The 22229-nt window shown below is 64.9% G+C and carries 20 protein-coding genes and 1 pseudogene; all 21 read right to left on the bottom strand.

The window, feature by feature from the left end; translation table 11 throughout:
• Positions 1–722 precede the first annotated feature (722 nt).
• On the bottom strand, positions 723–1127 hold the full coding sequence (locus tag ACFFC4_RS20040; protein ID WP_375504174.1) for a hypothetical protein: 405 nt from the start codon (positions 1125–1127) through the stop codon (positions 723–725).
• A 459-nt stretch (positions 1128–1586) separates the two neighbouring features.
• Complete coding sequence (locus ACFFC4_RS20045; RefSeq protein ID WP_375504176.1) at positions 1587–2522, bottom strand: pentapeptide repeat-containing protein; 936 nt, start codon at positions 2520–2522, stop codon at positions 1587–1589.
• 109 nt (positions 2523–2631) lie between these two features.
• Complete coding sequence (locus ACFFC4_RS20050) at positions 2632–3474, bottom strand: hypothetical protein (protein WP_375504178.1); 843 nt, start codon at positions 3472–3474, stop codon at positions 2632–2634.
• Positions 3475–3766: 292 nt separating this feature from the next.
• Positions 3767–4165, bottom strand: a complete 399-nt coding sequence (locus tag ACFFC4_RS20055; protein WP_375504180.1) for a hypothetical protein — start codon at positions 4163–4165, stop codon at positions 3767–3769.
• Between the two features lie 160 nt (positions 4166–4325).
• Positions 4326–4556: a hypothetical protein gene (locus ACFFC4_RS20060; RefSeq protein ID WP_375504182.1), complete on the bottom strand. Its 231-nt coding sequence runs from the start codon at positions 4554–4556 to the stop codon at positions 4326–4328.
• Between the two features lie 46 nt (positions 4557–4602).
• Positions 4603–4959 carry a hypothetical protein gene (locus ACFFC4_RS20065; RefSeq protein WP_375504183.1) on the bottom strand — a complete coding sequence of 119 codons (357 nt, stop codon included), beginning with the start codon at positions 4957–4959 and terminating at the stop codon, positions 4603–4605.
• Positions 4960–5106: 147 nt separating this feature from the next.
• Entirely contained in the window at positions 5107–5472 is a 366-nt protein-coding gene (locus ACFFC4_RS20070) for an Imm1 family immunity protein (RefSeq protein WP_375504185.1), read from the bottom strand.
• A 1095-nt stretch (positions 5473–6567) separates the two neighbouring features.
• Complete coding sequence (locus tag ACFFC4_RS20075; protein ID WP_375504187.1) at positions 6568–6915, bottom strand: hypothetical protein; 348 nt, start codon at positions 6913–6915, stop codon at positions 6568–6570.
• Positions 6916–7120: 205 nt separating this feature from the next.
• The gene (locus ACFFC4_RS20080) at positions 7121–7369 is read right to left on the bottom strand and encodes a hypothetical protein (RefSeq protein WP_375504189.1); all 249 of its coding nucleotides are present in this window, start codon (positions 7367–7369) and stop codon (positions 7121–7123) included.
• A 1258-nt stretch (positions 7370–8627) separates the two neighbouring features.
• The gene (locus ACFFC4_RS20085; RefSeq protein WP_375504191.1) at positions 8628–9014 is read right to left on the bottom strand and encodes a hypothetical protein; all 387 of its coding nucleotides are present in this window, start codon (positions 9012–9014) and stop codon (positions 8628–8630) included.
• A gap of 1 nt (position 9015) precedes the next feature.
• The gene (locus ACFFC4_RS20090; protein ID WP_375504193.1) at positions 9016–9591 is read right to left on the bottom strand and encodes a putative adhesin; all 576 of its coding nucleotides are present in this window, start codon (positions 9589–9591) and stop codon (positions 9016–9018) included.
• Between the two features lie 190 nt (positions 9592–9781).
• Complete coding sequence (locus tag ACFFC4_RS20095) at positions 9782–10162, bottom strand: Imm1 family immunity protein (RefSeq protein ID WP_375504195.1); 381 nt, start codon at positions 10160–10162, stop codon at positions 9782–9784.
• Positions 10159–10854, bottom strand: a pseudogene (locus ACFFC4_RS20100) (polymorphic toxin-type HINT domain-containing protein); the annotation flags it as partial. The gene ACFFC4_RS20095 and the pseudogene ACFFC4_RS20100, both read right to left, overlap by 4 nt.
• 1068 nt (positions 10855–11922) lie before the next feature.
• Positions 11923–12054 carry a hypothetical protein gene (locus tag ACFFC4_RS20105; RefSeq protein WP_375504196.1) on the bottom strand — a complete coding sequence of 44 codons (132 nt, stop codon included), beginning with the start codon at positions 12052–12054 and terminating at the stop codon, positions 11923–11925.
• A 535-nt stretch (positions 12055–12589) separates the two neighbouring features.
• Positions 12590–13165, bottom strand: a complete 576-nt coding sequence (locus ACFFC4_RS20110) for an SMI1/KNR4 family protein (protein WP_375504198.1) — start codon at positions 13163–13165, stop codon at positions 12590–12592.
• A gap of 3 nt (positions 13166–13168) precedes the next feature.
• Positions 13169–13633 (bottom strand): NucA/NucB deoxyribonuclease domain-containing protein, encoded by a 465-nt coding sequence (locus ACFFC4_RS20115; RefSeq protein WP_375504200.1) that lies wholly within the window; start codon positions 13631–13633, stop codon positions 13169–13171.
• Between the two features lie 69 nt (positions 13634–13702).
• Positions 13703–14332: a Hint domain-containing protein gene (locus tag ACFFC4_RS20120; RefSeq protein WP_375504202.1), complete on the bottom strand. Its 630-nt coding sequence runs from the start codon at positions 14330–14332 to the stop codon at positions 13703–13705.
• 197 nt (positions 14333–14529) lie between these two features.
• Positions 14530–14724 carry a hypothetical protein gene (locus ACFFC4_RS20125; protein ID WP_375504204.1) on the bottom strand — a complete coding sequence of 65 codons (195 nt, stop codon included), beginning with the start codon at positions 14722–14724 and terminating at the stop codon, positions 14530–14532.
• Positions 14725–15115: 391 nt separating this feature from the next.
• Positions 15116–15427, bottom strand: a complete 312-nt coding sequence (locus ACFFC4_RS20130; RefSeq protein WP_375504206.1) for a hypothetical protein — start codon at positions 15425–15427, stop codon at positions 15116–15118.
• An 824-nt stretch (positions 15428–16251) separates the two neighbouring features.
• Complete coding sequence (locus tag ACFFC4_RS20135; protein ID WP_375504208.1) at positions 16252–17013, bottom strand: polymorphic toxin-type HINT domain-containing protein; 762 nt, start codon at positions 17011–17013, stop codon at positions 16252–16254.
• Positions 17014–17901: 888 nt separating this feature from the next.
• Positions 17902–22229, bottom strand: a 4328-nt coding sequence (locus tag ACFFC4_RS20140) for a polymorphic toxin-type HINT domain-containing protein (RefSeq protein ID WP_375504210.1), incomplete at its 5' end; no start/stop codon positions are given.

Here is a 22229-nt window from a genome sequence, read left to right on the forward strand (position 1 = left end):
GCGACACGCCGCCGACAAACTAATGAGAGACCGACAAGTTAGGCGAGAACCTACACGTGGTTCGTCAGCGACCGTCGGTTCGTCGTTGAGTTCGATGTCGTCCCAGCTGGCTTCACCCGGAGCGTCAAGTTCGACATCGATCGTACTGCCCAGAGGGGGTTTGTTGGGCCAGTGGCACCATCCTGCTACTCCAGGACCGTGACGTACACCTTCGAGTCATCGTCGGGATACGTCTCGCCTACGAGAAGATGCATTTACCAGGCGCCTTCCGAGGATGGCAGACCATCCGGCTCCTCCAGACTTCTGCCCGCCAGGGAGTCCCGTGCCAGGCGAATGATGTGCGCCACTGTCGACGGCACCGACGCTGGCGGCTCACCCGACCCCAAACCAGATCCAAGACCGATGACTCCGCGAGGTTGAGTCTGACCATCGGGCCGCTGCCTACGCCAGTCGGCGTGCAGAGCCATGTAGATGTAGCTCGCCTCCTCGTTCAATCCAGGCGCGGTGTGGTGCGACAACCAGGTAGCGAGCCACCCCTCATCGCCGGCACTCAGCGTCATGTTCGATAGTCGATTGACCGTTCCGGTGGTCCGAGCGAAGGTAACCCAGCATTCCGGATGGGGCGGTGGGAAGCTTGGGATCCAGTAATCCCCTTGAGACAAAGCAATGCCATGGCCCCCTTTCCGGCCGATAAGACGTTGGACGTTCATCTGGCGCGAGCCCTAGTTCGCCGGCAAATCCTTCCCATCGGGGAAGATCCCCCTGATGACATCCAGGAGGCCCCGCTCGTCTGAGTAGACATCCCATTCATCTCCTCGAACCGACGCTAGTACGAGGAAGGGGTCTTCATCTTCGTTCCTGTAGGCGAAGACATCGCCGTCGATCAACTGCACCCCGTCGCTGATGAGGTCTACCAGCTTCAGAGTTGTCAGTCGAACCTCACCGTTCGTGAGCCGAGCCAGCTCGGCACTTCCGCGCGACCCGCTGCTGAACTCGCAGTCACCGATCCGCCAGCCGATCGGACCGAGGATCCAGGGACCGACCGCAAGAAGAAGCTCGATCAGCGGGACCGGCTCGCGGTTCCGCCGCCGTGCTGGGAACGTGACTCCGCTCAGATCGGTCACCATGATGGTCCTCCGTCTACTGGTTCAAGTACCAATGCAAGGTCGGCAGCACCCCGGTGTCGGATTGGCTAATCCAACTCGACTCTCAGAGCTGCCGAGCCCTCCTCGAACCAGCCGAAGTAGGTGTCGAAATCCATGTGAGATCCTCGAGGCGTATCAGGTTGGGTGAGAGTCAGTAGGTGCCGAGCCAACGACATCGGGCCAGCTGCATTTCCTGAGATGATCGCGATCGATTCGGGCTTGTCATCACACTCGATTCGGATCACTGCGTCCTCGTCCCACCAGCTCACCACTCCTCGATCAGGACGATGCGGCTTGACGTGTACAACAACTTCCCTCAGAGCACCTGAATCGTCTGGCAGTGACATTTGTTCCTCTCAGGGAGATATTGGCGATCAGTCTGAAGGTCACGGACCTCCGCGTACTCGGCGCCCGTGCAACCTCCTTGGCGGCCGGAAGGCATCACCGGCCGCGCAGACTCCGAAGGCCGAGCGCCCGCTCAAGTGCTTCGTTGAACCCGGCATTTTCTGCGCCCTCGAGCGGACCGAGGTCGAAGCAGCAGTCCGACTCCTCCGCCCCGGGCGGCTGCGCCCACCCCTCGAGGAAGGCGACCACCCGCCGCTCCACCTCCGTGCCCGCCCGCTCCGACAGCCGCGCCGCCGCCACCCGGAACGCCTCGGGATACCGACGCACCACCACCAGATCCGCCTGCTCAGGCAACAACACCCGGTCCAACACATAGCCGGTGATGCTCGAGTCGGAGAAGACCGCCTCCCGGAAATCCGCCGAGAACGCCGACGGCGACACCGGCTGGGAAAGACCACGACCATCAATGAGCAACGTGTCCAGCTTCCCCCGGAACGTGCAGTCGATCACCTCGCAGTCCTGAAGCTGCAGCAGCTTGCTCGTCTTCTCAAACGTGCAGGCCTCCAACACAGACCCGGTGAACTCTGACTCCCGCAGCTGGGCCCGGTCGAACGCCACCCGCCGCCACACCGTCGGCAGCCCCCGCCACTCCGGGGTACCCAATGCGCGCGACCGCAGGTCGGCGCGGCGGAACGAGCAGTCGGACACCTCCGTCCCCCACAACCGCAGACCCAGCACACTCGCCCCGTCGAAACGGCAGTCACTGATCCGAGACCCGAAGAAACGCAACGACTCCACCTGCGCGCCCGACAGATCCAACGACTCCCACACAACCCCTGCCGACGGGTCGTCCTTGTCACCCAGCATCACCGGCGAGGCCGTCAACGGGATCCCCCGCAAGTCGACCCGACCCTCCACCTCACCCAGGCCAGCCGGCCGCGCAGCCTGGCCGGTCAGCCACGAGCGCACCGCCCGCACCAACCGCATCGCCTCCGGGTCGTTCCACCGACGCTTCAGCTCAGCCGCAGTCACCACCTCAGCTCCTCCCGATTCCCATTCGCGGCTCGTCGGTGAAGATCCCGATGCCCGGGCCGAGCGACCCGGCAACCACGATGATGCACCAGTCCCCCGGCCCGGTGCTTCAGCCTCTGTGCAGGCCGGCGCGGATGTCGTTGACGCTGGGCTTGTAGTGACGCCGGTTCTGCATCCGCAGCTCCTGCAGACGAGGCAGCCCGGCCAGGGGTGAGAGGTCACCGTCCAGGAACTTTGTCGTGCCGTACAGGTACAGCTCCTCCAGCCGTACCAGACCCGCCAGCGGGGCCGCCGACTCCAGCTCGCCACCTTCGGCGAGATTCAGCACCCGCAAAGCTGTGCAGCCGGCCAGATCGGCAAGCGAGGCCAGCTTGCGGCACCCCTCGAGCTCGAGAATGGTGAGCAGGTCGCGGCCGCGTAGGTCCGCTACATCGACCAAACCTGCGGCAAGAAAGATGCTCAGCTGCTCCAGGAGCAGGAACTCGCTCAACCCGTTCACGGAGCGAATCCTCGGCCGCTCTCTCATCGAAAGGGCCGACAGCTCGCGCAGGCCGGCCAACGGCGCCAGATCGTCCGCCTGATAACCGTCAACCGCCAGACGACGGAGGCGCTTACCCGCTGAGACGGTCTCCGCCACCTGGACCCAGTTCGCGCTGAGGTCGCGCAGGTTGGGAAGCGCCGCCACGTCGACCCGGGTAGCCGGATCGACCTCGACGTCCAAGAACTCGAGCCTCGGAGCCAGCGTGTACACCGGCGTCAGGTCGGTGATCCGCCGATCCAGGATCACCAGCTCCCGGATCGGCAAGTACTGCAGGAAATACAGGTCCCGCTCGTCATATCCCAACGCGTGGTTCAGCACCACCCGATCCGCGACCCCCGATTCGACGGCCTGAGCCATCTCATCGGTCCACGATCCGGTGACCACCACCTCGTGCCGATCATCGAACCTCATGTTGGAACCGACCTTGGCCGATCAGCCATTGCTGATCCGCGCTGCGCGACGGTTGAAAGGTATCCAATCAGCCGCTCGTGCTCGCCCGGCGGCGGGGCCCTCTTGACGCTCATCCCTGGTGGCGGACGCCAACCGCTCTGGCAGCCGCGCACTCTGCCTCTGGTCGGGGATCGAGACCACCACTGCACCGCCGTGGTGCGGGTCAGATAACCACCGTGATCACCGGTCACCCCCTTGACCGTCTCAGACGCATTATCAAGCGACTGGCTGCTGGAAGGCGGGGCCGCACTGGTCAACGCGACGGTTCCCAGACCTCGGTGACCCCGTCGAGGAAGGCCCGGGCGTCTGGACGAATGGGGCCTAGCTCGAAGTTGCCGGACCGGTAGGCCTCACGGACCTCGGTCACCGACCGAAGGGTCCCCAGAAAGGCCACCACCCAGTCGATTGTGGTGTCGATGACCTCGCGACGCTCACGAAAGTCCATCGGCGTCGAACCGTTGAGGGCCCAGTCCAGCCTCAACGAATCCAGACCCTGGGACTTCGCCAGCTTGGCCGCGCTCGTGGCCATAGGGCAGTAGTTCGCGCCGGTGGTGCCGTCCGCATCGAAGTCGAGGCCGACGATGACATGGACCTGAGGCAGGTGCGGCACCCGGTCGACCGTCACCACCCACTGCATGTCATCGCCGCGCAAGCGCCAGATGTTGCGTCTACCTCGAGCCCACCACGCTTCAGACCGTCGGTGATGATCTCGGCTACGGATGACGCAAATCGGCCGTCACTCAGGTTCGGCTCGGTCATCTTCACCACTCCTGTGCACCGACCACATTCGTCAAAGTGAGTCTTCAGGTACGTTACTGACCCAGGACTCTTCTGCTGGCCTCGGAATGCAGCTCTGAATACCCGGCAGCAAGCGGCTCAGACAAAGTTGATTCGAGGATCGCCTCGAGGTCCCAGAACACCCTCTGTTCAGCATCACTCAGGGCACCGACAGGAGCTCCGGCCTCGCTACTTCTCGCAAGCCAGTCGAACAGAACAAGAGCCTGCGCCGTGGACAGGACGACCGACACCTCGTCATCCACCACGAATACCTCCATCGAGTCGCCACCAGCCACCACCCACTTCGCGGGGTTAGTCGTCCCACTCGAGGCAGTCTTCCACGGCCGACCGGAACCACCCGTAGAAGTTCGGATAGATCTCGCCCTGCTCGAACCCGGGTGCGTCGAAGTCGCTCAGCACCGAGACCTGCTCTGGGCCGGCGTCCAGATCCCAGCACGCGACATCGTCCCTGTCTGTTCGGTGGGCGAACGGCACGACACGGCGGCTGGGGTACCGCGCCTGGAGGCCATGCTGACGGTCGAGCAGGCTCTGCCCTTGCAGGATCAACCACGGCTCGAGGTCCACCAGGCCCAGCCCGACGATCCGAAGAAACCCTGGTGGGTAACGAAACCCTTTGGGCAGCTCTGCTGCCGGCAACAACTCCGCCATCGCTACTCCTTCCACAGGCGACTTCGACCGCTCGGGACGTCAAGGTCAGCACGTCGGCGGAGGGTTCGACAAGAGCTCACAGTGTCTCCGAGCCGACGGGTTCCGGTCGCCGCACCGACCGCCCCGACGACAGCCGTCACGAGGACCTCAGTTCTTGGTCCACTCGACTTCAGGCGACAGCGCCTGGGACGCTAGGAAATGGGTGGCGGCAGCGATGGCCACCTCGACGGTCGTCATCAGCCGCTCCTCATAGTCTCCCGGCTGGCCGCCGGCCACCACCGTCACCATCGTGGTCGAGGAGGTCACGGGTGACAGCGCCGACCAGAAATCGCCGTCCCCGAGATCGGCAAAGACCACGAGCCCGTTGGCCGCCGAACCTCCGACCGCGAAGTAGCCCGTCTCGCTCTGCAGTGTGACGATCGTCAGGTGTTCCCCGTCCAGCGCCCGGATCCTGCGCTCCAACTCCCCGACCGACGGATCCACCACCTCGCCGTCATCACCGTCCCAGGCCATCGCTACGTCCGTCATGGCGTCAACACCGTCTTCCTCCGGGCCCCGGAATCCTCAGCTTCCAGATTCCACTTCGACTGCTCTCAGATCGAAGTCTGTCCGCAAGACCGTCTCGCCTGTCTTACGCAGGCAGACTCACCTCAATCTGTTGCAGACGCACGACAACGTCGAGTCCGTCGGACGCTACCGTGCGGTCCCGCCAAGGAGCGCCTGCGGAGAGCCAGACGGATCGAAATCGCTGCACCCCTGACAGCGTCGCATCCTGGTAACCCCATTCGACGCCGCAGCATGGACAATGCTCGAACAACGGAGTTCGACCGTCCGCACCCCAGGGCGGGTCACTCGCACGATAACCACAGACCTTGCAGAAGCAGTCACCAGTGCTGGCCTTCGCGGTCGTCACGATCCGTTTCCTGCGCAGGGCACGGCACGTGCCCCGCCGGCATCGCCCTGAGCCGACACAGCAGAGGGATCACCCGTTCGACGTCGGCGGCTCCACGTCCAGAGCACCACGCTTAGCTCAAGACCAACGGATCTAGCCCGAGGGCGACAAGATCCGCCGCAACTCGCTCTACGAAAACAGATATGCAGGCCTCCACTGCTTCCCTGGAAACCGGCGTACTGAGGTGTAAAGGTTCGAATACCGAGCCGAAGACCCAGCCCTCGCAAGTTTCTCTGATGCTCAGCGACCCACGCTCCTCGAACGACATGGACTGGAACTCAAAATCGGACCGACCGTTCCGTTCGAGCCAGGCTCGCAACTCGCGAGCCAGCTCAACTACTGGGAACGAAGGGTCGGAGAAGATGAGTCGCCGGTCATCGACGACTTCGAAGCGAGCATCAAGGCGAATGAGGACATCGGCAGGGGTGACCTCTCCCAGGTCGCCCGCGTTGAGGGCGTCGTACGTCAGTAGCACCAGATCACGCCACGTTCACAGGAGGAGCCTGATCCTACGACCGTCGTCGGTGACGTAGTTCCGGTGCTCGGGTGACCATTCGTCATCAGTACTCCCGACCCCCTCACCTTGACGTGGGCGTGTTCCGATACTCGGCTCTTGGCCTGCACCTCCGATCCTCCACCACAACGCGGCGACAGTGTCAGCGGGTGCCACGGCCCACGAAAGTGGCGGTGGGTAGCCGGAGCACCCACGGTTCCTGATCTGCCTCGGATCCGACGAACAGCACACCGTTGCTGAACTGGAAACCGACTTCGTCGATCCCGGCGTCACCAACGGCGAGCAGCGCCTCCCCAACCAGCCCCTCGAGGTGGTCTGCGACATCGTCGTCGTCCCACGCCAGAGCTCGGCCCTCGATCGAACCCTCCCACTGGCCAGCGATACTGAGCTCCCAGTCCTCCCCACGCAGGAGCACCGCCGGACCATCGACAGCGGCGCTGCTGATCGTGACCGGCAGGTGAGCCTGAAGGTCGGGATAGGCCCTGGTCACGGGTGCTGTCCCGCCGCCAAGGGTCGCCATGGTCGCCGCGCGAGCAGGAGGGCGGTCATCGGCCTTGCGCGTGATCCAGCGCCCGACCCACCGCCTCGGTGACCGCCGGAGCGCCGTAGCCGTTCAGGTCGAGACAAAGGTCGGACTCCTCCGAGCCGGGCGCCTTGACCGTGCTGCTCAGGATGGTGACCGCCTGCTGCTCTGCCTAAGTTCGGGCCTGCCCGGCGAGCCACGCGGCGGCAGCCCGAAACACCTGCGGGTAGTGCCGGACCACGACCAGCCCGGGCTGATCGGGCCAGGCGACCCGGTCGAGCACGTAGCCCTCGATCTTCGAGTTGCGCAGCACCGATGCGCTGAAATCCGCCGAGAACGCCGTCGGCGAGACGGCGGCCCGGTGTCCGCGGCCGTCGATCAGCAAGGTGTCCAAGATCCCGCTGAAGACACAGTCGATCACTTCGCTGTCGACGATCCGCAGCAGCTTCGACGTCCTCTCGAACCAGCACCTCTCCGGCGAACACCTCGTGAACTGGGACCCCGCAGGTTGGCCCGGTCGACTCTCACCGGGACCCAGCGGTTGCGTCGCCCTGCCACTCCCCCGTACCGAGCGCTCCCGACCGGAGATCCGCACGACGGAACGAGCAGTCGGTCACGTCGCTGCCCCACAGCTTGAAGCCCACACACTGGCCGCGAACACGCAGTCGGTGATCCGACCGCCGAAGACGCGTAGCTCGTCCAGCTGGGCCTCGGTGAGGTCCAAGGCCTCCCACGACACCCCAGCCGACGGGTCGTCCTTGTCCCCGACACTCGCCGGCGTTGCCGTCAGGCCGATACCACGGAGGTCGACGCGACCGCCGACCTCCGACAGCCCGTCGGGGCGGCGCCCCTCAGATTGTCTCCGCCGGCCATTCGACCGCCTTCGCACCTGCCACCTGCAGCAGCCACCAAGGCCCCTGTCGGCGAGGGCCAGCCGGGCACCTCGAGGTGGATCTGCACCTCGTGCTCGTTCGCGCGGCGAGCGTTCCACCAGAACCACGTGCGTTCGTCAGGCTGCATCCACCACAGCCAGTCGGCCAGGCTCCACGGCCGGTCACGGCTGGCCTGCTGCCGCGCCGGGGGATCGAGGCCGCGCCACCATGCCAGCCAGCGCGCTCGTCCTCTGCCGCTGGCTCGTCGGCACACCCTCGGACGAACCACTGCGGAAGGCTCGAGCGCCATTCATCCACCGAAGGCCAGAGCGCAGGTCCCGCATCGAGAATTTCCTCCAAGACCTCGCGACACCGATCGAGCAGGTCCTCGGAACTGCCGTCGGTCCGTGCCATCACGTCGACGAGCCCGACCCCTCCGGGCGTCGCCCCAGGACGCGGGCCCTCCAGCAGGTGCCGCTTCTCCTTAGAGGCAAACATCTTCAGACTCCGGAGACCGGCTCGCGGCCGGGGTGACCCCGCAAGGCCAACTTGAAGTACATCGGCGACAACGCCGCATGGAGTCCTTCTTCAGTTTGCTGCAGGATAACGGGTCGAACCGGCACCACTGGACCAGCCTCCAGCAGCTCCATTGCGATTATCACCTGGACCGAATGGACCTACCACAGGCACCGACGCCAACCCCGGCTCGCCGATTGACCCCATCAAGTACGAGACCAGCGTGACCACCGACTGGCTCAAGTCGCCTGACCCGACCTGTGATCTACTCGTGCAGCAGACCCTCACGGACTATGACCCGGCGGCGCCAACGGCTGCCAAGAACTCGCTCGGAGGTAGGTACCGGTGCGCTTCTATGTAGTGGTAGATCAGCGATGGTGCTGCGTAGGTCAGCCCGTCCACGCCTTTGACACGCAGCTCCCCCATGCCCAACGAGACGTACCCTCGTTCGACATCAGCAGGAACCCGTAGGGGAGACTCCTGATCGCAGAACTCACAGTCGTGGACGCCACGCATGATGTTGTACTGAGATTCGCATAACCGCAGGATGGCCTGCATCGTCGAGGCCTCGACCGCTCCCGTAGGAAAAGCATGACTAGCAGACAACCAGCCAACATTGAGCATCCGCTGGTCATCCACCGTGTAGACGTACTCGGACAAGTCTGGGTAATAGGTCATCTCATACCAATTTGGTACAGGCCGCCCAGTGGACGTTACCCATCCCAGGTTGAAGGAGATCTGACAGGGGCGTCGACTGGCCGACGGTCGAAGATCCCGAGTAGATCGTGAGGTTGTCAGGGGTCCTGAGCGTGAAGTTCGGAATCGGCTCGCCGGGACCATAAGTGTGGATAGGTGCGACGGGCGCTCCAGTCTCGATGCTCCGGCCCACCGAGTCATTGATCCCCTCGCCCATTTCGCTGTAGACGTGGAGGTCGAGAATCGAGACCTTGTAAGCCCCGCCGTACCGGTCGACAAGCTCGAGCTGCAGCGTCAAGTCGCTCCGGCCCTGCTCACTTGTCCACAGGTCGATGTCCCCGTTGAACGTCGGCAGCTCTGCACCCTGGACCGCCACGACGTCCAACTCGTCCAGCGCCTCCGGCGGCAGTGGCACCAGAGTTCGCACGTACTCACTGACGGCCCGTTCGAGGTCGGCGGCGGAAAGTCGATGGCCTCCTGTCATGCGCTCGGCGCTCGCGAAGTCGCCGCTGGCCAAGAGATTAGTCAGCATGGCGACGGCAGCCTGGATCGCGTTCACTGTAGTCGGCCCCTGTAAGTCGCCCCCGGAAAAATGGCGTCGTTGCCGACGGCCTACCAGCGGTTGGCCGACCGCGAGTCGTCGTCCGCACTGCGCTCGACGGATCGGTCGAACCAGGCGTCGAGCCGCTGAAGCCCAGACGATGTGAGGGCTCACGTCGTGCGGCTGGAACGACAGCCGCCGCGATGACTCAGCTCTTGATCCACTCGGCGTCACCCGACAGCGTCCCGGACGCAAGAAATTGGGTTGCGGCGGAGACGGCCACCTCCGCGGTGGTCACCAGCCTTTCCTCATAGTCACCGGGCTGGCCACCGGCCACCACCGTCACCGTCCTAGTCGAGGAGGTCACCGGCGACAGCACTGACCAGAAGTCGCCGTCCCCGAGATCGGCGTAGACCACCAACCCGTCGAACGCCGAACCTCCGACCGCGAAGTAGCCCGTCTCGCTCTGCAGCGTGACGATCGTCAGCCGTTGCCCGTCAAGTGCGCGGATCCTGCGCACCAGCTCCTCGACAGGCGGGTTCACCACCTCGCCGTCGTCGCCGTCCCAGGTCATCGTCACGTCCGTCATGGCGTCAATACCGTACTTCCTCCGGGCCACACCACTCTCAGCTGCGAGATCCCGGTCTGACCACTCATCGATTTCACGGCGCCACTGCGACCGCACGGACCACATAGACCATCAGGATGGTCGATGTACATGGTCGCACTCTGGCCTCCCGCGCCTCCCCTGTTGGACAGCTGTTGCAGGGCATCCGTCTCGGCGTGGGTGCGCGAGATGGGGTTCACCCGCAGGTCGACAGGCTGTCCGTGTGCGCTGATCCCGTAGATGGAGTCAGCCCCCTCGACGTCGAGGCGCGACAACGTGGGCGAACCGGGCCCAGCAGGATCCAGCCCCAGGCTCTTCCGCGAGGAGGAGAGATCGGCCAATCCCTCGGCGTCGGTGCAGGTGTTGTGCACCAGCACCGACTGGTAGCCAATCCGCACGTGGTAGTTGTGCAGGTGTGCGACGTGGAAGTTGTGCACGGTCGCGGTCTCACCGGTCGGGGTGACGGCGACGAGCTCGACCCGCACGCCGTCAGCGTCGACCAGCTTGTCGCCCGGGAGCAACTTCCGGACCGGGGTCCAGCCGCGGCCGTCCACCCAGAACGGGTGCTCGGCCGTCGAGGTCACCGTGCCGGTCGACGTCTCCACCAGCCAGGTCTCGACGTCGTCGTGCACATAGGTGTCCAGCACCCGCTCCGCACGGGTTTCCCCGGTTTCCGGGTCGGCCGATCGAGCACTTCGCCGCCGACCACGACGTCCTCGATCGGCTTCGACGTCCCGTCGCCGAGCAGCACCTGCGTACCGGCACGAAACACGCCGACCCCGACACCTTCGTCAGCACCCCGCCGGTCGCACCACCTACCGCCGCACCACCCAAGGTGGCCCGGGCCGGACCACCCGCGGTCACCGACTGCCCCGACGTCGCATAGCCCAGACCACCCGCGACACCACCATCGACCGCTCCGGCCGCCGCGCCGGTGAGCACGTTCCGGCCCAGTCAGTTCATGCCATACCGAGCCCCGCTCGCGCCTACCCCGACCTGGCCCCAGTCGACCGAACCGTTCTGGTACTGCTGCGTCCCGGCCGACAACCCGCCCTATATCAACGCGCCACCAATAACGGCCGCACCAATAACCGCGAAAGCGGTCAGGGGCTAATCTCGGCTTGACCAGTTTGACTCGTCTATCCTCAGATACGCTTCTACCGCACGCATTAAAGAGTCAAAGTCCGCGTCAGACACAAGGTCAAGATGCTCGAGGGTCGGCGAATCTACGGGTCCGCGGTCGAATTCGACCGCACCAGTTCTCCATACCAGCACTTCGACCGACTCACGTGGTAGCTTGACGTACACCCCAGCGAAGTCGCCATTCGTACGGCCAGTCGGATCACGCACGAACTTGGAGTCGCCGATTGCCTCGAGCCGGTTCCGTCTGCGATTGAACCACAATTCAAGGTCGTCGACCCACGTCATCGCGTCGGCCCTCTCTTGATATTAGTTGCTGATGGCATTTGCGCAGGCGGAGGGCCAAATCGACGAGTCGTGATATTAGGACCGATCAACTGTCGACACTCTATCCTACCGCCGCATGCCAGCTCGCGGACGGCAGGTCAAACGTGCTGAAGACGCCTCCGCTGACTAGGAAAACGTCGGGATCCGGAGGAACCGTCAGATAGGTTCGGTCGCCGGCACCTTCTTGCACCCGGTTAATTGCGACAATTGTTGCATACTCATCCTCGCTCGTCCAGCGGCCCGACACGCGTCGTACATTCGTTATGCACGAGAAGCTACTGCGCGCCGCAGAGCATGTCGTGAGTGTGCAGGTCTTGGATGTTGAGGTTGTAAACAGTGGCAGATGGTCTGGCAAAGGCGACGGCGACGACCTCGACCCGGACGCCGTCGGCGTCGAACCAGTTCATCCCCCGGCTGTAGCTCCGGGACGGGGGTCCAGCCGTGGCCGTCGACCCAGAACGGGTGCTCTGCTGTCGAGGTCACCGTGCCGGTCGAGGTCTCCGCCAGCCAGCCGCACCAGTGATTCCACCGACGGCATCGACTCGGACCTGACCCCAGCCGACCAAGCCGTATCGGTAATGCTGGATTTGCAGGCATACACTCGACGCCATCGCACCATCGATCATCGCGGTCGCGATCGGACCGCCGACCCAGTCGCCATGATCGCGATCCCGCCCACTCAAGCCTCAGACCCTGAAATACGGCAGTTCGGTAGTTATTACGCGACGCACGTCGTCGGGAAACCGGTGGAGGCGCCCAAGGTCGAAGGGCCCAGCTCGGCGAATCGGCAGGAGGTGGCGCTCAAAGACGCAGCGTCCTCTTAAAGTGAGTATCACGCCTCTGTCGACGGTTCACCACAAGTAACCGAATTTGCGGCCCGAGCCTAGCCTCGGGATATGCCCCTCACCATAAATAGGGACAAGGGTGACTCGAAGAGGTTGGTCATTCTTCTCTCCATGCATCTGCGGTCGGATTGAGGTCAGATGCCAATGCTGCGAACTGCGCCTCGTCCATGTCGAGATAGCCCCAAGGATCGACGAATATGACACCCCGGGAGTACGCGTGAAAAATCGTATCGACGAGAAGGTCGATGGACTCAAAGCTGACGACCGCCTCCGGATCGTCAAACTCCCATCGAAGCACGGTGGGGTCTGCACCGGCACTGAGGTCTACGAGGTAAAAATAGCCAGCGCCGTCGGTCAGAATCGGCAACCAGTGGGGAGCCCACGTGTCCTGCTCAAGATAGAGGATCCTCACGGCCAAGGCTTCCTCCAAGCCGAGGAGATAGAAGCCGGGGATAACCTCGACACCATCGACAATGCCGTCGCCTGGTCGCTCCGTACCGTCGTGCCAGCCGTACAACTCCTCGAGGGGGGCGACACTCGTCATACCGGCACGGGCCAACGACTGCTCCACCACGACCCTAGAGACGCCGGGTCGCAAAGCTTCGAGTAACTGGACACGACCGAGCCGTAGGAGCCAGGACTCGATCGAGAGTAGGGAGTCAGTCAAGGTCACGGATCAATCCTTCCATCCAACATCGTAGGTATCGCCGATTCCCACTCCCTCACGCTCGAAGAAGTTCTTGAGTGTGGCGCCTTGATAGTGCTGCTCTGATACGGGGACGGCACACACGTGCGCGCCGGCGCCACCCTGAGCTGACGAAGGAAAGGGGTACTCGTCGAGCGATAGCCCGGGCACCCGTGGCACACCTCTTTGGGCTTCTCGGCGGTTCATGCGCTTCATCGCTGCATCTACGCGCGTGAGCCGGGTTGGTGGGCCTTGTGCGACCGCATCGTCGAAGTTGGCAGCGATCGCTGGCGCCTTCACTCGGCTGAAGGTGACTTCCGGCGTGCAGGCGTTATGCACACGTATCCATTGGCCCTCGCTAGCCTGCACGTGATAGTTGTGAAGGCTGTCGACATTCAGGTTGTGCACGGTTGCAGTTTCACCGGTCGGGGTGACGGCGACGAGCTCGACCCGCACGCCGTCAGCGTCGACCAGCTTGTCCCCCGGGAGCAGCTTCCGGACCGGTGTCCAGCCGCGGCCGTCCACTCAGAACGGGTGCTCGGCCGTTGAGGTCACCGTGCCGGTCGACGTCTCCACTAGCCAGGTCTCGACGTCGTCGTGCACATAGGTGTCGACTACTGGCTTTGGATGCGTTGCCCCGGTTTCCGGGTCCGCGGCCACGACCTCGTCCCCGACCTTGATGTCCTCGATCGCCTTGGCGGTGCCGTCGGCGAGCAGGACCTGCGTACCGGCCACGAAGCAGGCGGTACGGGAGACCTTGGTGAGCGTCGCGCCCGAGCTGACGCCGCCGGCGACTCCGCCGGTTAATGCCCCACCCATCGTCGTCCGGGCAAGCCCGCCCGCGGTCATCGGCTGCCCCGAGGCGGCGTAGGAGAGTCCACCTGCCGTGCCGCCCTCAACAGCACTACTTGCGGCGCCAGTAAGAGCGGTCCGACCAAAGCCTTGCGCCCCCGCCTTGGCACCCGCCCGCGCCGCCGCCACCCCCGCCCCACCGCCGGCCAGACCAGCCACACCGCCGATCGCTGCATCGACCCCGACCTGGCCCCAGTCGACCGAACCGTTCTGGTACTGCTGCGTCCCCGCCGACAACCCGCCCGACATCAACGCGCCACCGATCATCGCCGCACCGATCGGACCCCCGACCCCGGTCGCCATCACCGCGATCCCGCCCACGATCAACGCGCCCGCGACGATGTCTTCCTTATCAGCGCCGTCGGGTAGTTGCTGTGGTGGGGTGCGGAGTTCCCGGAGGTAAGCACCACATGAGCCCCTCCGCCACCCAGCGACAACAAGATCGTTGGGTAGTGTCACCGCACGATAACGAGCATTCACTGTCGTCGCGCGTTGTCGGGTCAGGCCTTTGCTTCGGCCGCCGCCAATATTCTCACGAACGCATCCTCGGGCTCCGGCAGATCAGCGATGATGCGCTGTCCGTGCCCGGCCACGAGCCGGTCGAGGTCGAGGTTGTACTTCGGGTTCTCGGCTGTGCTGAAGCCGACGATCACGTGCTTCTGGTAAGCGACATCCTTCTTTCCGAGGGTGAACATTTCCCAGCGCAGACCAGGGCAGCGGCCGACGAGAATGTCGCCCAGCCCGAACGCGATGTCGTCGACGACCGCGTACCACCGGTTGGCCAGCCGTGAGGGGTCGTCTGGATGGGGTTCGACGGATCGGTCGAACCACTTGTTGAGCTTCTGTACGTCGGCATCGGAGGTCCGAACTCGATGCCGTCGCTGGCGAGCAGGTGGGTCAACTGGCTCCGCCGCTCCGGGCGAGCACCCATCACGTGCGCGAACGACTCGGTGGCCTCGGCGCGCGACAGGCGCGACAGGTCACCCGAGTACGGAGGCTGATACGGCTCATACCCGTCCCAGTCGATGCTCATCGGATCCTGATTCCTGCATTCGTCAGTGCCCCTCGGAGGCGAGGGGCTAGGGGCTACAGCATGTGGAGGTCGAGGATCGAGACCTCGTAAGCCCCGCCGTAACGGTCGACCAGCTCGAGCTGCAGCGTCAAGTCGCTCCGGCCCTGCTCACTTGTCCACAGGTCGATGTCCACGTTGAACGTCGGCAGCTCTGCACCCTCGACCTCCACGACGTCAAGCTGGTCCAGCGCCTCCGGCGGCAGTGGCACCAGAGTTCGCCCGTACTCACTGACGGCCCGCTCGATGTCGGCGGCGGAAAGTCGACGGCCCCCTGTCATTCGCTCGGCGCTCGCGAACTCGCCGCTGGCCAGGAGATTAGTCAGCATGGCGACGGCAGCCTGGATTGCATTCACGGCGGTCGGCCTCCTGGAACTCGTAAGGGAGTGTCGTGCGTGAGACCAAGCTGGTCCATGAAGTAGGAGTCGGCATGGCTGGCCAACGCATAGCGTCATCGAACGCCTCAGCCTGGTACCAGTGCATTCGAAGTTCCCACGATTTCTCATGTGCCAGCCGGGGGCACACCGCTTTACGATGCGACAGCTGGAGCATGCCGCACGCAGTATGAGAACATGCACCATTCGATGTCTCTGAGCAGCGAGAAGCCATAGAGTCCGATTTATTTAGTTGCCGATCCCATAGCATCAATAATAACTTCGTGCCTGCTGGCAAACATTTTCGAGTCTATATGGCCCAGTAAATAACTTAACTGCGATGCTCGGAATCTCGTGGAACACAACGTAACAATCAACGCAGAACTAACGGATCTAGCCCTAGAGCGACAAGATCAGCTACAACTCGTTCCACAAACTCAGATACGCAGCACGCAACTACTTCCCAAGGCGCCGGCATACTGAGGTGCGAGGGCTCAAATATCGAGCCGAACACCCATCCTTCGGGGGTTCTTCTTATACTCAGTGCACCAGATTCTTCAAAAGACATGGACCTGAACTCGAAGTCTGACTTACCATTTTGTCCAATCCAGATTCGTAACTCGCGAGCCAGCTCTACTACTGGGAATGAAGGTTCGGAGTATATCAGTTGCGGTTCGTCCAAGACTTCGAAATGAGCATCAACGCGAATAAGAACATCCGCAGGAGTGATTTCCCTCAGGTCGTCCGTGTTGAGGGCATCATACGTTAGCAGCACCAACTCACGCAACGTTCACAGGAAAGGCGTTGATCACACGACCGTCGTCTGTGACTATGGCTCTAATGCGTGTTTGACCCTTCGTACCCACTACTCGGTCCATGTCTGACACGACTCGGAACGTATCATCTAGATTGTTGGGAGCGAATACCGCCCCTTCCGAACGTAGGCCCTGACTCACCCAGGTCTGAACCTCACTGATGTCGTTGGATGCAAATTTTGCTCCGTTACCACCGGCTGTCGAAAGGTGCTTGTTCTTGATGAAGATCGCAGTTGGGTCGTCTGCGGCCCGTTGAGCTGCGCTTGAAGCTTCAGCCAGCCGGGACCCTTGCCCTGCCGACTCAGAGAGGCCAGTGTTACACATGTTATGTACGAGAACCCACTGAGTGCCCGCCCGCACGTGATAGTCGTGCAGGTGGGCGACGTGGAAGTTATGCACGGTCGCGGTCTCACCGGTCGGGGTGACGGCGACGAGCTCGACCCGGACGCCGTCGGCGTCGACCAGCTTGCCGTCCGGCTGCAGCTTCCGGACCGGTGTCCAGCCGCGGCCGTCCACCCAGAACGGGTGCTCGGCCGTCGACCTCACCGTGCCGGTCGACGTCTCCACCAACCAGGTCTCGACGTCGTCGTGCACATAGGTCTCAACTACTGGCTTTGGATGCGTTGCCCCGGTTTCCGGGTCCGCGGCCACGACCTCGTCCCCGACCTTGATGTCCTCGATCGCCTTGGCGGTGCCGTCGGCGAGCAGGACCTGCGTACCGGCCACGAAGCAGGCGGTACGGGAGACCCTGAGGTTGTAAACAGTGGCAGCTGCTCTGGTCAAGGTGACGGCGACGACCTCGACCCGGACGCCGTCGATGTCGACATCGACATCGACCAGTTTGTCCCCCCGCTGCAGCTCCCGGGCGGGGGTTCAGCCGCGGCCGTCCACCCATAACGGGTGCTCGGCCATCGACGTCACCGTGCCGGTCGGGGTTCCCACCTGCCAGGTGTCCACCTCGTCGCGGACGGCACGGAACCGGCCGCGTTGCGGTACCGGGTCTGTCGACCCGGCGCGTCGTCTTCACCGTGCGCGCACCGCGAAGATGAGGCAAGGTCAACGGGCGACAAAGCACGCCGAGATCTGGACAGCGTAGTCGTGCAGGTGCTTGCCGGGAAGTTGTGACCGACCCGCCCTCGCCAGTCGCGGGAACCGCGTCGAGCTGCTCCCGGAGTTCGATGCGCGCATTGTCAGCGCGGATCTCAAGCCTCTTCGAACAGCAGGAAGTTGAACCAAGCCTTCGTGGATGAACTATACAATTAGTGGAAGTAAGTCACCTAATGTGACGAATAAATACGAGAATTCGTTCACGATGGCTGGTCGTCAGTAAACCGCCCCTTGGCCACAACCTTGTTCCCCTCGCTAAGTATTACGAGGCCGAGTGAGGTGAAGGCGTCGCCAAGTCGATCTGGAAATAGAGGCCGAATCTCGACTAACAAATCTTCACCGAGTGGAAGTTCAGTGGACCCGGACGCGCTCGTTACGATACAGGAAGTCTGATACGGTCCGAGATCGAGCTGTGAGCGAACTCCAGACTGAGGCGGCCCAAAGCGTCCGCCTTCCTCCGTAGTGAGGAATCGAACGCGAGCTGTTCGAACCTCTTTTTTCTCGGTTCTAGAAGACATGATCGACTCCCTTCAGCCCTGCATGAAAGGCTTCGCTCTGCGATCCAGGCTGCATTGTATAAACCCCATTCCTAAATATAAAGGGATCGATACTCCTTGAGAAATCGACTCCATCTAAGGCCGAACGATCGACCCTGGCTCTCAAGATCGCAACTTTAGTCACATCAGTGTCTGCGTAATAAATAGCCTCCTGCATGGTGTTAGCAAACTGTCGGCCCTCCAAACTATTGGCGTTTGGTGCAAATCGGCCACTTGACATGACACTGTCATACTCGCGCACGCCTACTGCTCTGTACAGGTCGACGGTCTCGCTAGTTGCATGGCCGGTACCGGCGTTTAGCGACTGCGTAGCGCAAGTGTTGTGTACCAGCACCCAACCGTCCCCGGCCCGGACATGATAGTCATGCAGGTGGGCGACGTGAAAGTTATGCACCCGCGCGCTTTCACCGGTCGGGGTGACTGCGACGATCTCTACCCGCACGCCCTCGGCATCGACTAACTTGTCGCCCGGCTGCAGCTCCCGGACCGGTGTCCAGCCGCGGCCGTCCACCCAGAACGGGTGCTCGGCTGTTGAGGTCACCCTGCCGGTCGACGTCTCCACCAGCCAGGTCTCGACGTCGTCGTGCACATAGGTGTCGACCACTGGCTTTGGATGCGTTGCCCCGGTTTCCGGGTCCGCGGCCACGACCTCGTCCCCGACCTTGATGTCCTCGATCGCCTTGGCGGTGCCGTCGGCGAGCAGGACCTGCGTACCGGCCACGAAGCAGGCGGTACGGGAGACCTTGGTGAGCGTCGCGCCCGAGCTGACGCCGCCAGCGACTCCGCCGGTCAACGCCCCACCCATCGTCGCCCGGGCAAGCCCGCCCGCGGTCATCGGTTGCCCCGAGGCGGCGTAGGAGAGCCCACCTGCAGTGCCGCCCTCAACAGCACCACTTGCGGCGCCAGTAAGAACGGTCCGACCAAGGCTTTGCCCTCCCGCCTTGGCACCCGCCCGCGCCGCCGCCACCCCAGCCCCACCGCCGGCCAGACCAGCCACGCCGCCGATCGCTGCATCGACCCCGACCTGGCCCCAGTCGACCGAACCGTTCTGGTACTGCTGCGTCCCCGCCGACAACCCGCCCGACATCAACGCGCCACCGATCATCGCCGCACCGATCGGACCCCCGACCCCGGTCGCCATCACCGCGATCCCGCCCACGATCAACGCGCCCGCGACGATGTATTCCTTGTGCTCACTCACCCAGTCCGACGCCGCCGACACCGCACTCCGCAACGACCCGTTGTTCGAGTCCCGGTACCCCTGCAGCTCCGCATCCGTCACCGGACGCAAACCCCACGGGTCCACCGCGTTCCGCGGGTCGTTCCCCGCGAAGCTGTACGGGTTACCCGCCCAACCCGCACCCACGACCGGGTCCAACGGATCGGTCGACAAGAACCCCCGCGACGTCGGGTCGTAAACCCGCGCCTGCATCCACTCCAGACCAGCGACCAACAGACCACCCTGCCCACCGACCGCCACCCCCGGCGGCAGCCCGCTCGGCCCAGCACCCACTGAGCCCGCGCCCGGAGCCACCGCCCACGGGTCGGTCCCGGACGAGCCCGGCCGCCAGGTCGGCGTCACCCACTCCCCGGCACCCGGTGACCCACCGGACGTACCCGCCGGCAGCAGCCCGGTCAACGGCCCGCAGCCGGTCACCGCCACCTCGCCGACCTGCGCCAGCGCCGGCAGAGCCGCCGCTGTGTCCCACATCACCGGCGCGCCGTCCACCTCCGACAGCTCGCCCAGCGCGTCCACACTCAACCGCTGCGTACGGGCGGTCAACCGGTCCCCGTCACGGGCGACCGTGGTGATCGAGCCCAGGAACCCACGCGGGTCCCACGCGAACCGACGCTCGCCGTCCGGCCCGACCTCGCGCACCCGACGCCCTGCCTCGTCGTAGCGGTACTCCGTCGTCCCGTCATCACGGCGACGCGACAGGAGCTGGCCGGCGGCGTCGTAACGGCTGGTGATCGTGCGACCGTCCGTCACCTCACGCACCAGGCGACCGGCACGGTCGTAGCTGTAGCTGGTGGTCGACCCGTCACTGCGCCGGGCCTCGACGAGCTGACCGGCCGGGTCGTAGCCATACGCCGTCCGCAGCCCGTCGACCACCTCCGCGACCACGCGGCCGGCGTCGTCGCGCTCGATCTCGGTGACCGAGGTGACGCCCTCGCGGCTCACCTCGAGCCGCACCACGGCACCGCCGTCCCACGTCCACGATGCGTGCAGCCCAGGCGCCGTCACCGACGCGATCCGCCCGATGGCGTCCCGCTCGACGACCGCGCGCCCCAGTCCGGGCGCCTCCACCGCCGACACCCGGCCGGCCGCGTCGTAGGAATAACGGGTCTGCTCGCCGTGCACCCCGGTGAACGACGTCCGGCGGCCGTCCGCGTCGTAGCACCACGACAGCCCGGTCGCGCCGCGCATCCGGCGGACCAGCCGACCACCGGCGTCCCAGCCGAGCTCATGAACAACCCCACCGCCCTCCCGCACCCGCATCGTCCGGGCCGCGAAGTCCCGCTCGACCGAGCACAGCAGGGTCCCGTCGGCGTAGCTGTCACGCAGCCGACCCGTGTCGTCGTAGGCGTAGGACAGCACCGACCCGGTGGCGTCGACCCGCCGGACCTGCCGGCCGGCCGCGTCGTAGCCGTAGCGGGTGGTCCGGCCCAGCGGGTCCGTCTCGGCGGTGATCCGCCCCATGGCGTCGTAGGACCGAGCCGTCCGGCCGCCGAGCGGATCGACCACCGCGACGCAGCGTCCGGCCAGGTCGTAGTCGTACCGGGTGAGCCCGCCGAGGGCGTTGACCGCCTCGACCAGCTGGCCGGCGGCGTCGTAGCGGAAGCGGCGCCGACCGTTCCAGGCGTCAGCGGTCCGCACCAGCCGCCCGGCCGCGTCGTAGCCGTACTGCGAGACGCCCCGGCCGGGCTCGAACCGCTCGACCACCCGCCCGGCTTGGTCGTAACGCAGCCACGCCTGCTCACCGGTCGGCCAGAACTCACGGACCAGCCGGCCATCACCGTCGTAGCCGAACCCGTACCGGGAGCCGTCGGTGTCGATCGTCGCCGAACGCCGGCCGCAGGAGTCGTACTCATAGGAGAAGGTCGACCCCATCGGGTGAGTGACGTGGACCGCCCGCCCTGCCCGGTCCCGCTCGACCTGGGTCACCCCGCCGGCGGCGTCGGTCGCCTCGACGATGCGGCCGCAGCGGTCGTAGCGGTAGGAGGTGGTGCTGCCGTCGGGCCCGGACTCGGCCACCGTCCGGCCCAACGCGTCGTAGTCGGCGGTGGTCTGGCTCAGCCGGTCCCCCGCCCGCACCGGGAGCCCGGAGGCGTTCCGCTCCACCTGGCGCTCGACGCCCGTGGGGTCGACGGTGTGCACCAGCCGGCCGTTCACGTCATAGCCGAGCCGCCAGCGGCCGCCTGAGGCGTCCTTCGTCTCGACCAGCCGCGACATCGCGTCGTGGATGAAGCCCCAGGAAGCGCCGTCCGGCAGTTCCACCCGGGTCCGCAGGCCGAGGTCGTCGTAGCTGAGGGAGACCGCCCGGCCGAGGGCGTCGATCGTCCGCGCCTGCTCGCCGTGGGAGCCGTGCTCGATCTCGGTCCGACCGCCGGTCGGGTCGATGACCGCCCTCAGGCGACCGGCCGCGGTGTGCTCGTAGCGCCAGATACCGCCGTCGGGGTCCTGCCGGCTCGTCAGCGGACCCGCACCGTCGTAGCAGTACACGGTGCGGTTGCCGAGCGGGGTGACCGCAGCCGTGATCCGACCCAGGCCGTCGCGCTCCAGCCGGGCGACGTTGCCCTCGGCGTCAGTACTGGCGATCAGGTCGCCGTGCTCGTCGTACGCGAACTCCACCCGGACGCCCTCGGGGTCGACGACCTCGCGCAGCAGGCCGCCCTGCCACACCATGGTGGTGATGCCACCCTCGGGGTCGAGGACCTCCGCGGGATCGCGGGAGTCGCCTTCGTAGGCGTCGCGGGTGACAGCCTGCACGGGCTCGTCCTCACCCGCCGAGCTCGTGACGGTGACCGACAGCATCCGGTCGAGCTCGTCGTGGACCCACTCGACGTCCGCGCCCGATGGGCTGACCTGGCGGACGCGACGGCCGCGCTCGTCGTAGAAGGTGGTCGTGGTGGCGCCGTCGCGCGAGGTCACGGTCACCGGGTTGCCGTAGCGGTCATAGCTGGTCGACTGCCGGTGGCCGTCCGCGTCGACCACGCCGACCAGCCGGCCCCGGCCGTCGGCGATCCAGGTGTTCGACCGGTTGCCGTCGGCGTCGG

The organism is uncultured Jatrophihabitans sp. (assembly GCF_964244045.1).
Taxonomy (GTDB): domain Bacteria; phylum Actinomycetota; class Actinomycetes; order Mycobacteriales; family Jatrophihabitantaceae; genus Jatrophihabitans.

Bases quoted from the DNA above. Each gene is read 5' to 3' on its own strand.
- ACFFC4_RS20040 (WP_375504174.1), bottom strand. From the start codon at position 1,127: ATGGTGACCGATCTGAGCGGAGTCACGTTCCCAGCACGGCGGCGGAAC.
- ACFFC4_RS20050 (WP_375504178.1), bottom strand. From the start codon at position 3,474: ATGAGGTTCGATGATCGGCACGAGGTGGTGGTCACCGGATCGTGGACC.
- ACFFC4_RS20065 (WP_375504183.1), bottom strand. From the start codon at position 4,959: ATGGCGGAGTTGTTGCCGGCAGCAGAGCTGCCCAAAGGGTTTCGTTAC.
- ACFFC4_RS20070 (WP_375504185.1), bottom strand. From the start codon at position 5,472: ATGGCCTGGGACGGTGATGACGGCGAGGTGGTGGATCCGTCGGTCGGG.
- ACFFC4_RS20085 (WP_375504191.1), bottom strand. From the start codon at position 9,014: ATGACCTATTACCCAGACTTGTCCGAGTACGTCTACACGGTGGATGAC.
- ACFFC4_RS20095 (WP_375504195.1), bottom strand. From the start codon at position 10,162: ATGACGGACGTGACGATGACCTGGGACGGCGACGACGGCGAGGTGGTG.
- ACFFC4_RS20105 (WP_375504196.1), bottom strand. From the start codon at position 12,054: ATGAACTGGTTCGACGCCGACGGCGTCCGGGTCGAGGTCGTCGCCGTC.
- ACFFC4_RS20120 (WP_375504202.1), bottom strand. From the start codon at position 14,332: ATGGCGACCGGGGTCGGGGGTCCGATCGGTGCGGCGATGATCGGTGGC.
- ACFFC4_RS20125 (WP_375504204.1), bottom strand. From the start codon at position 14,724: ATGTTCACCCTCGGAAAGAAGGATGTCGCTTACCAGAAGCACGTGATC.
- ACFFC4_RS20130 (WP_375504206.1), bottom strand. From the start codon at position 15,427: ATGCTGACTAATCTCCTGGCCAGCGGCGAGTTCGCGAGCGCCGAGCGA.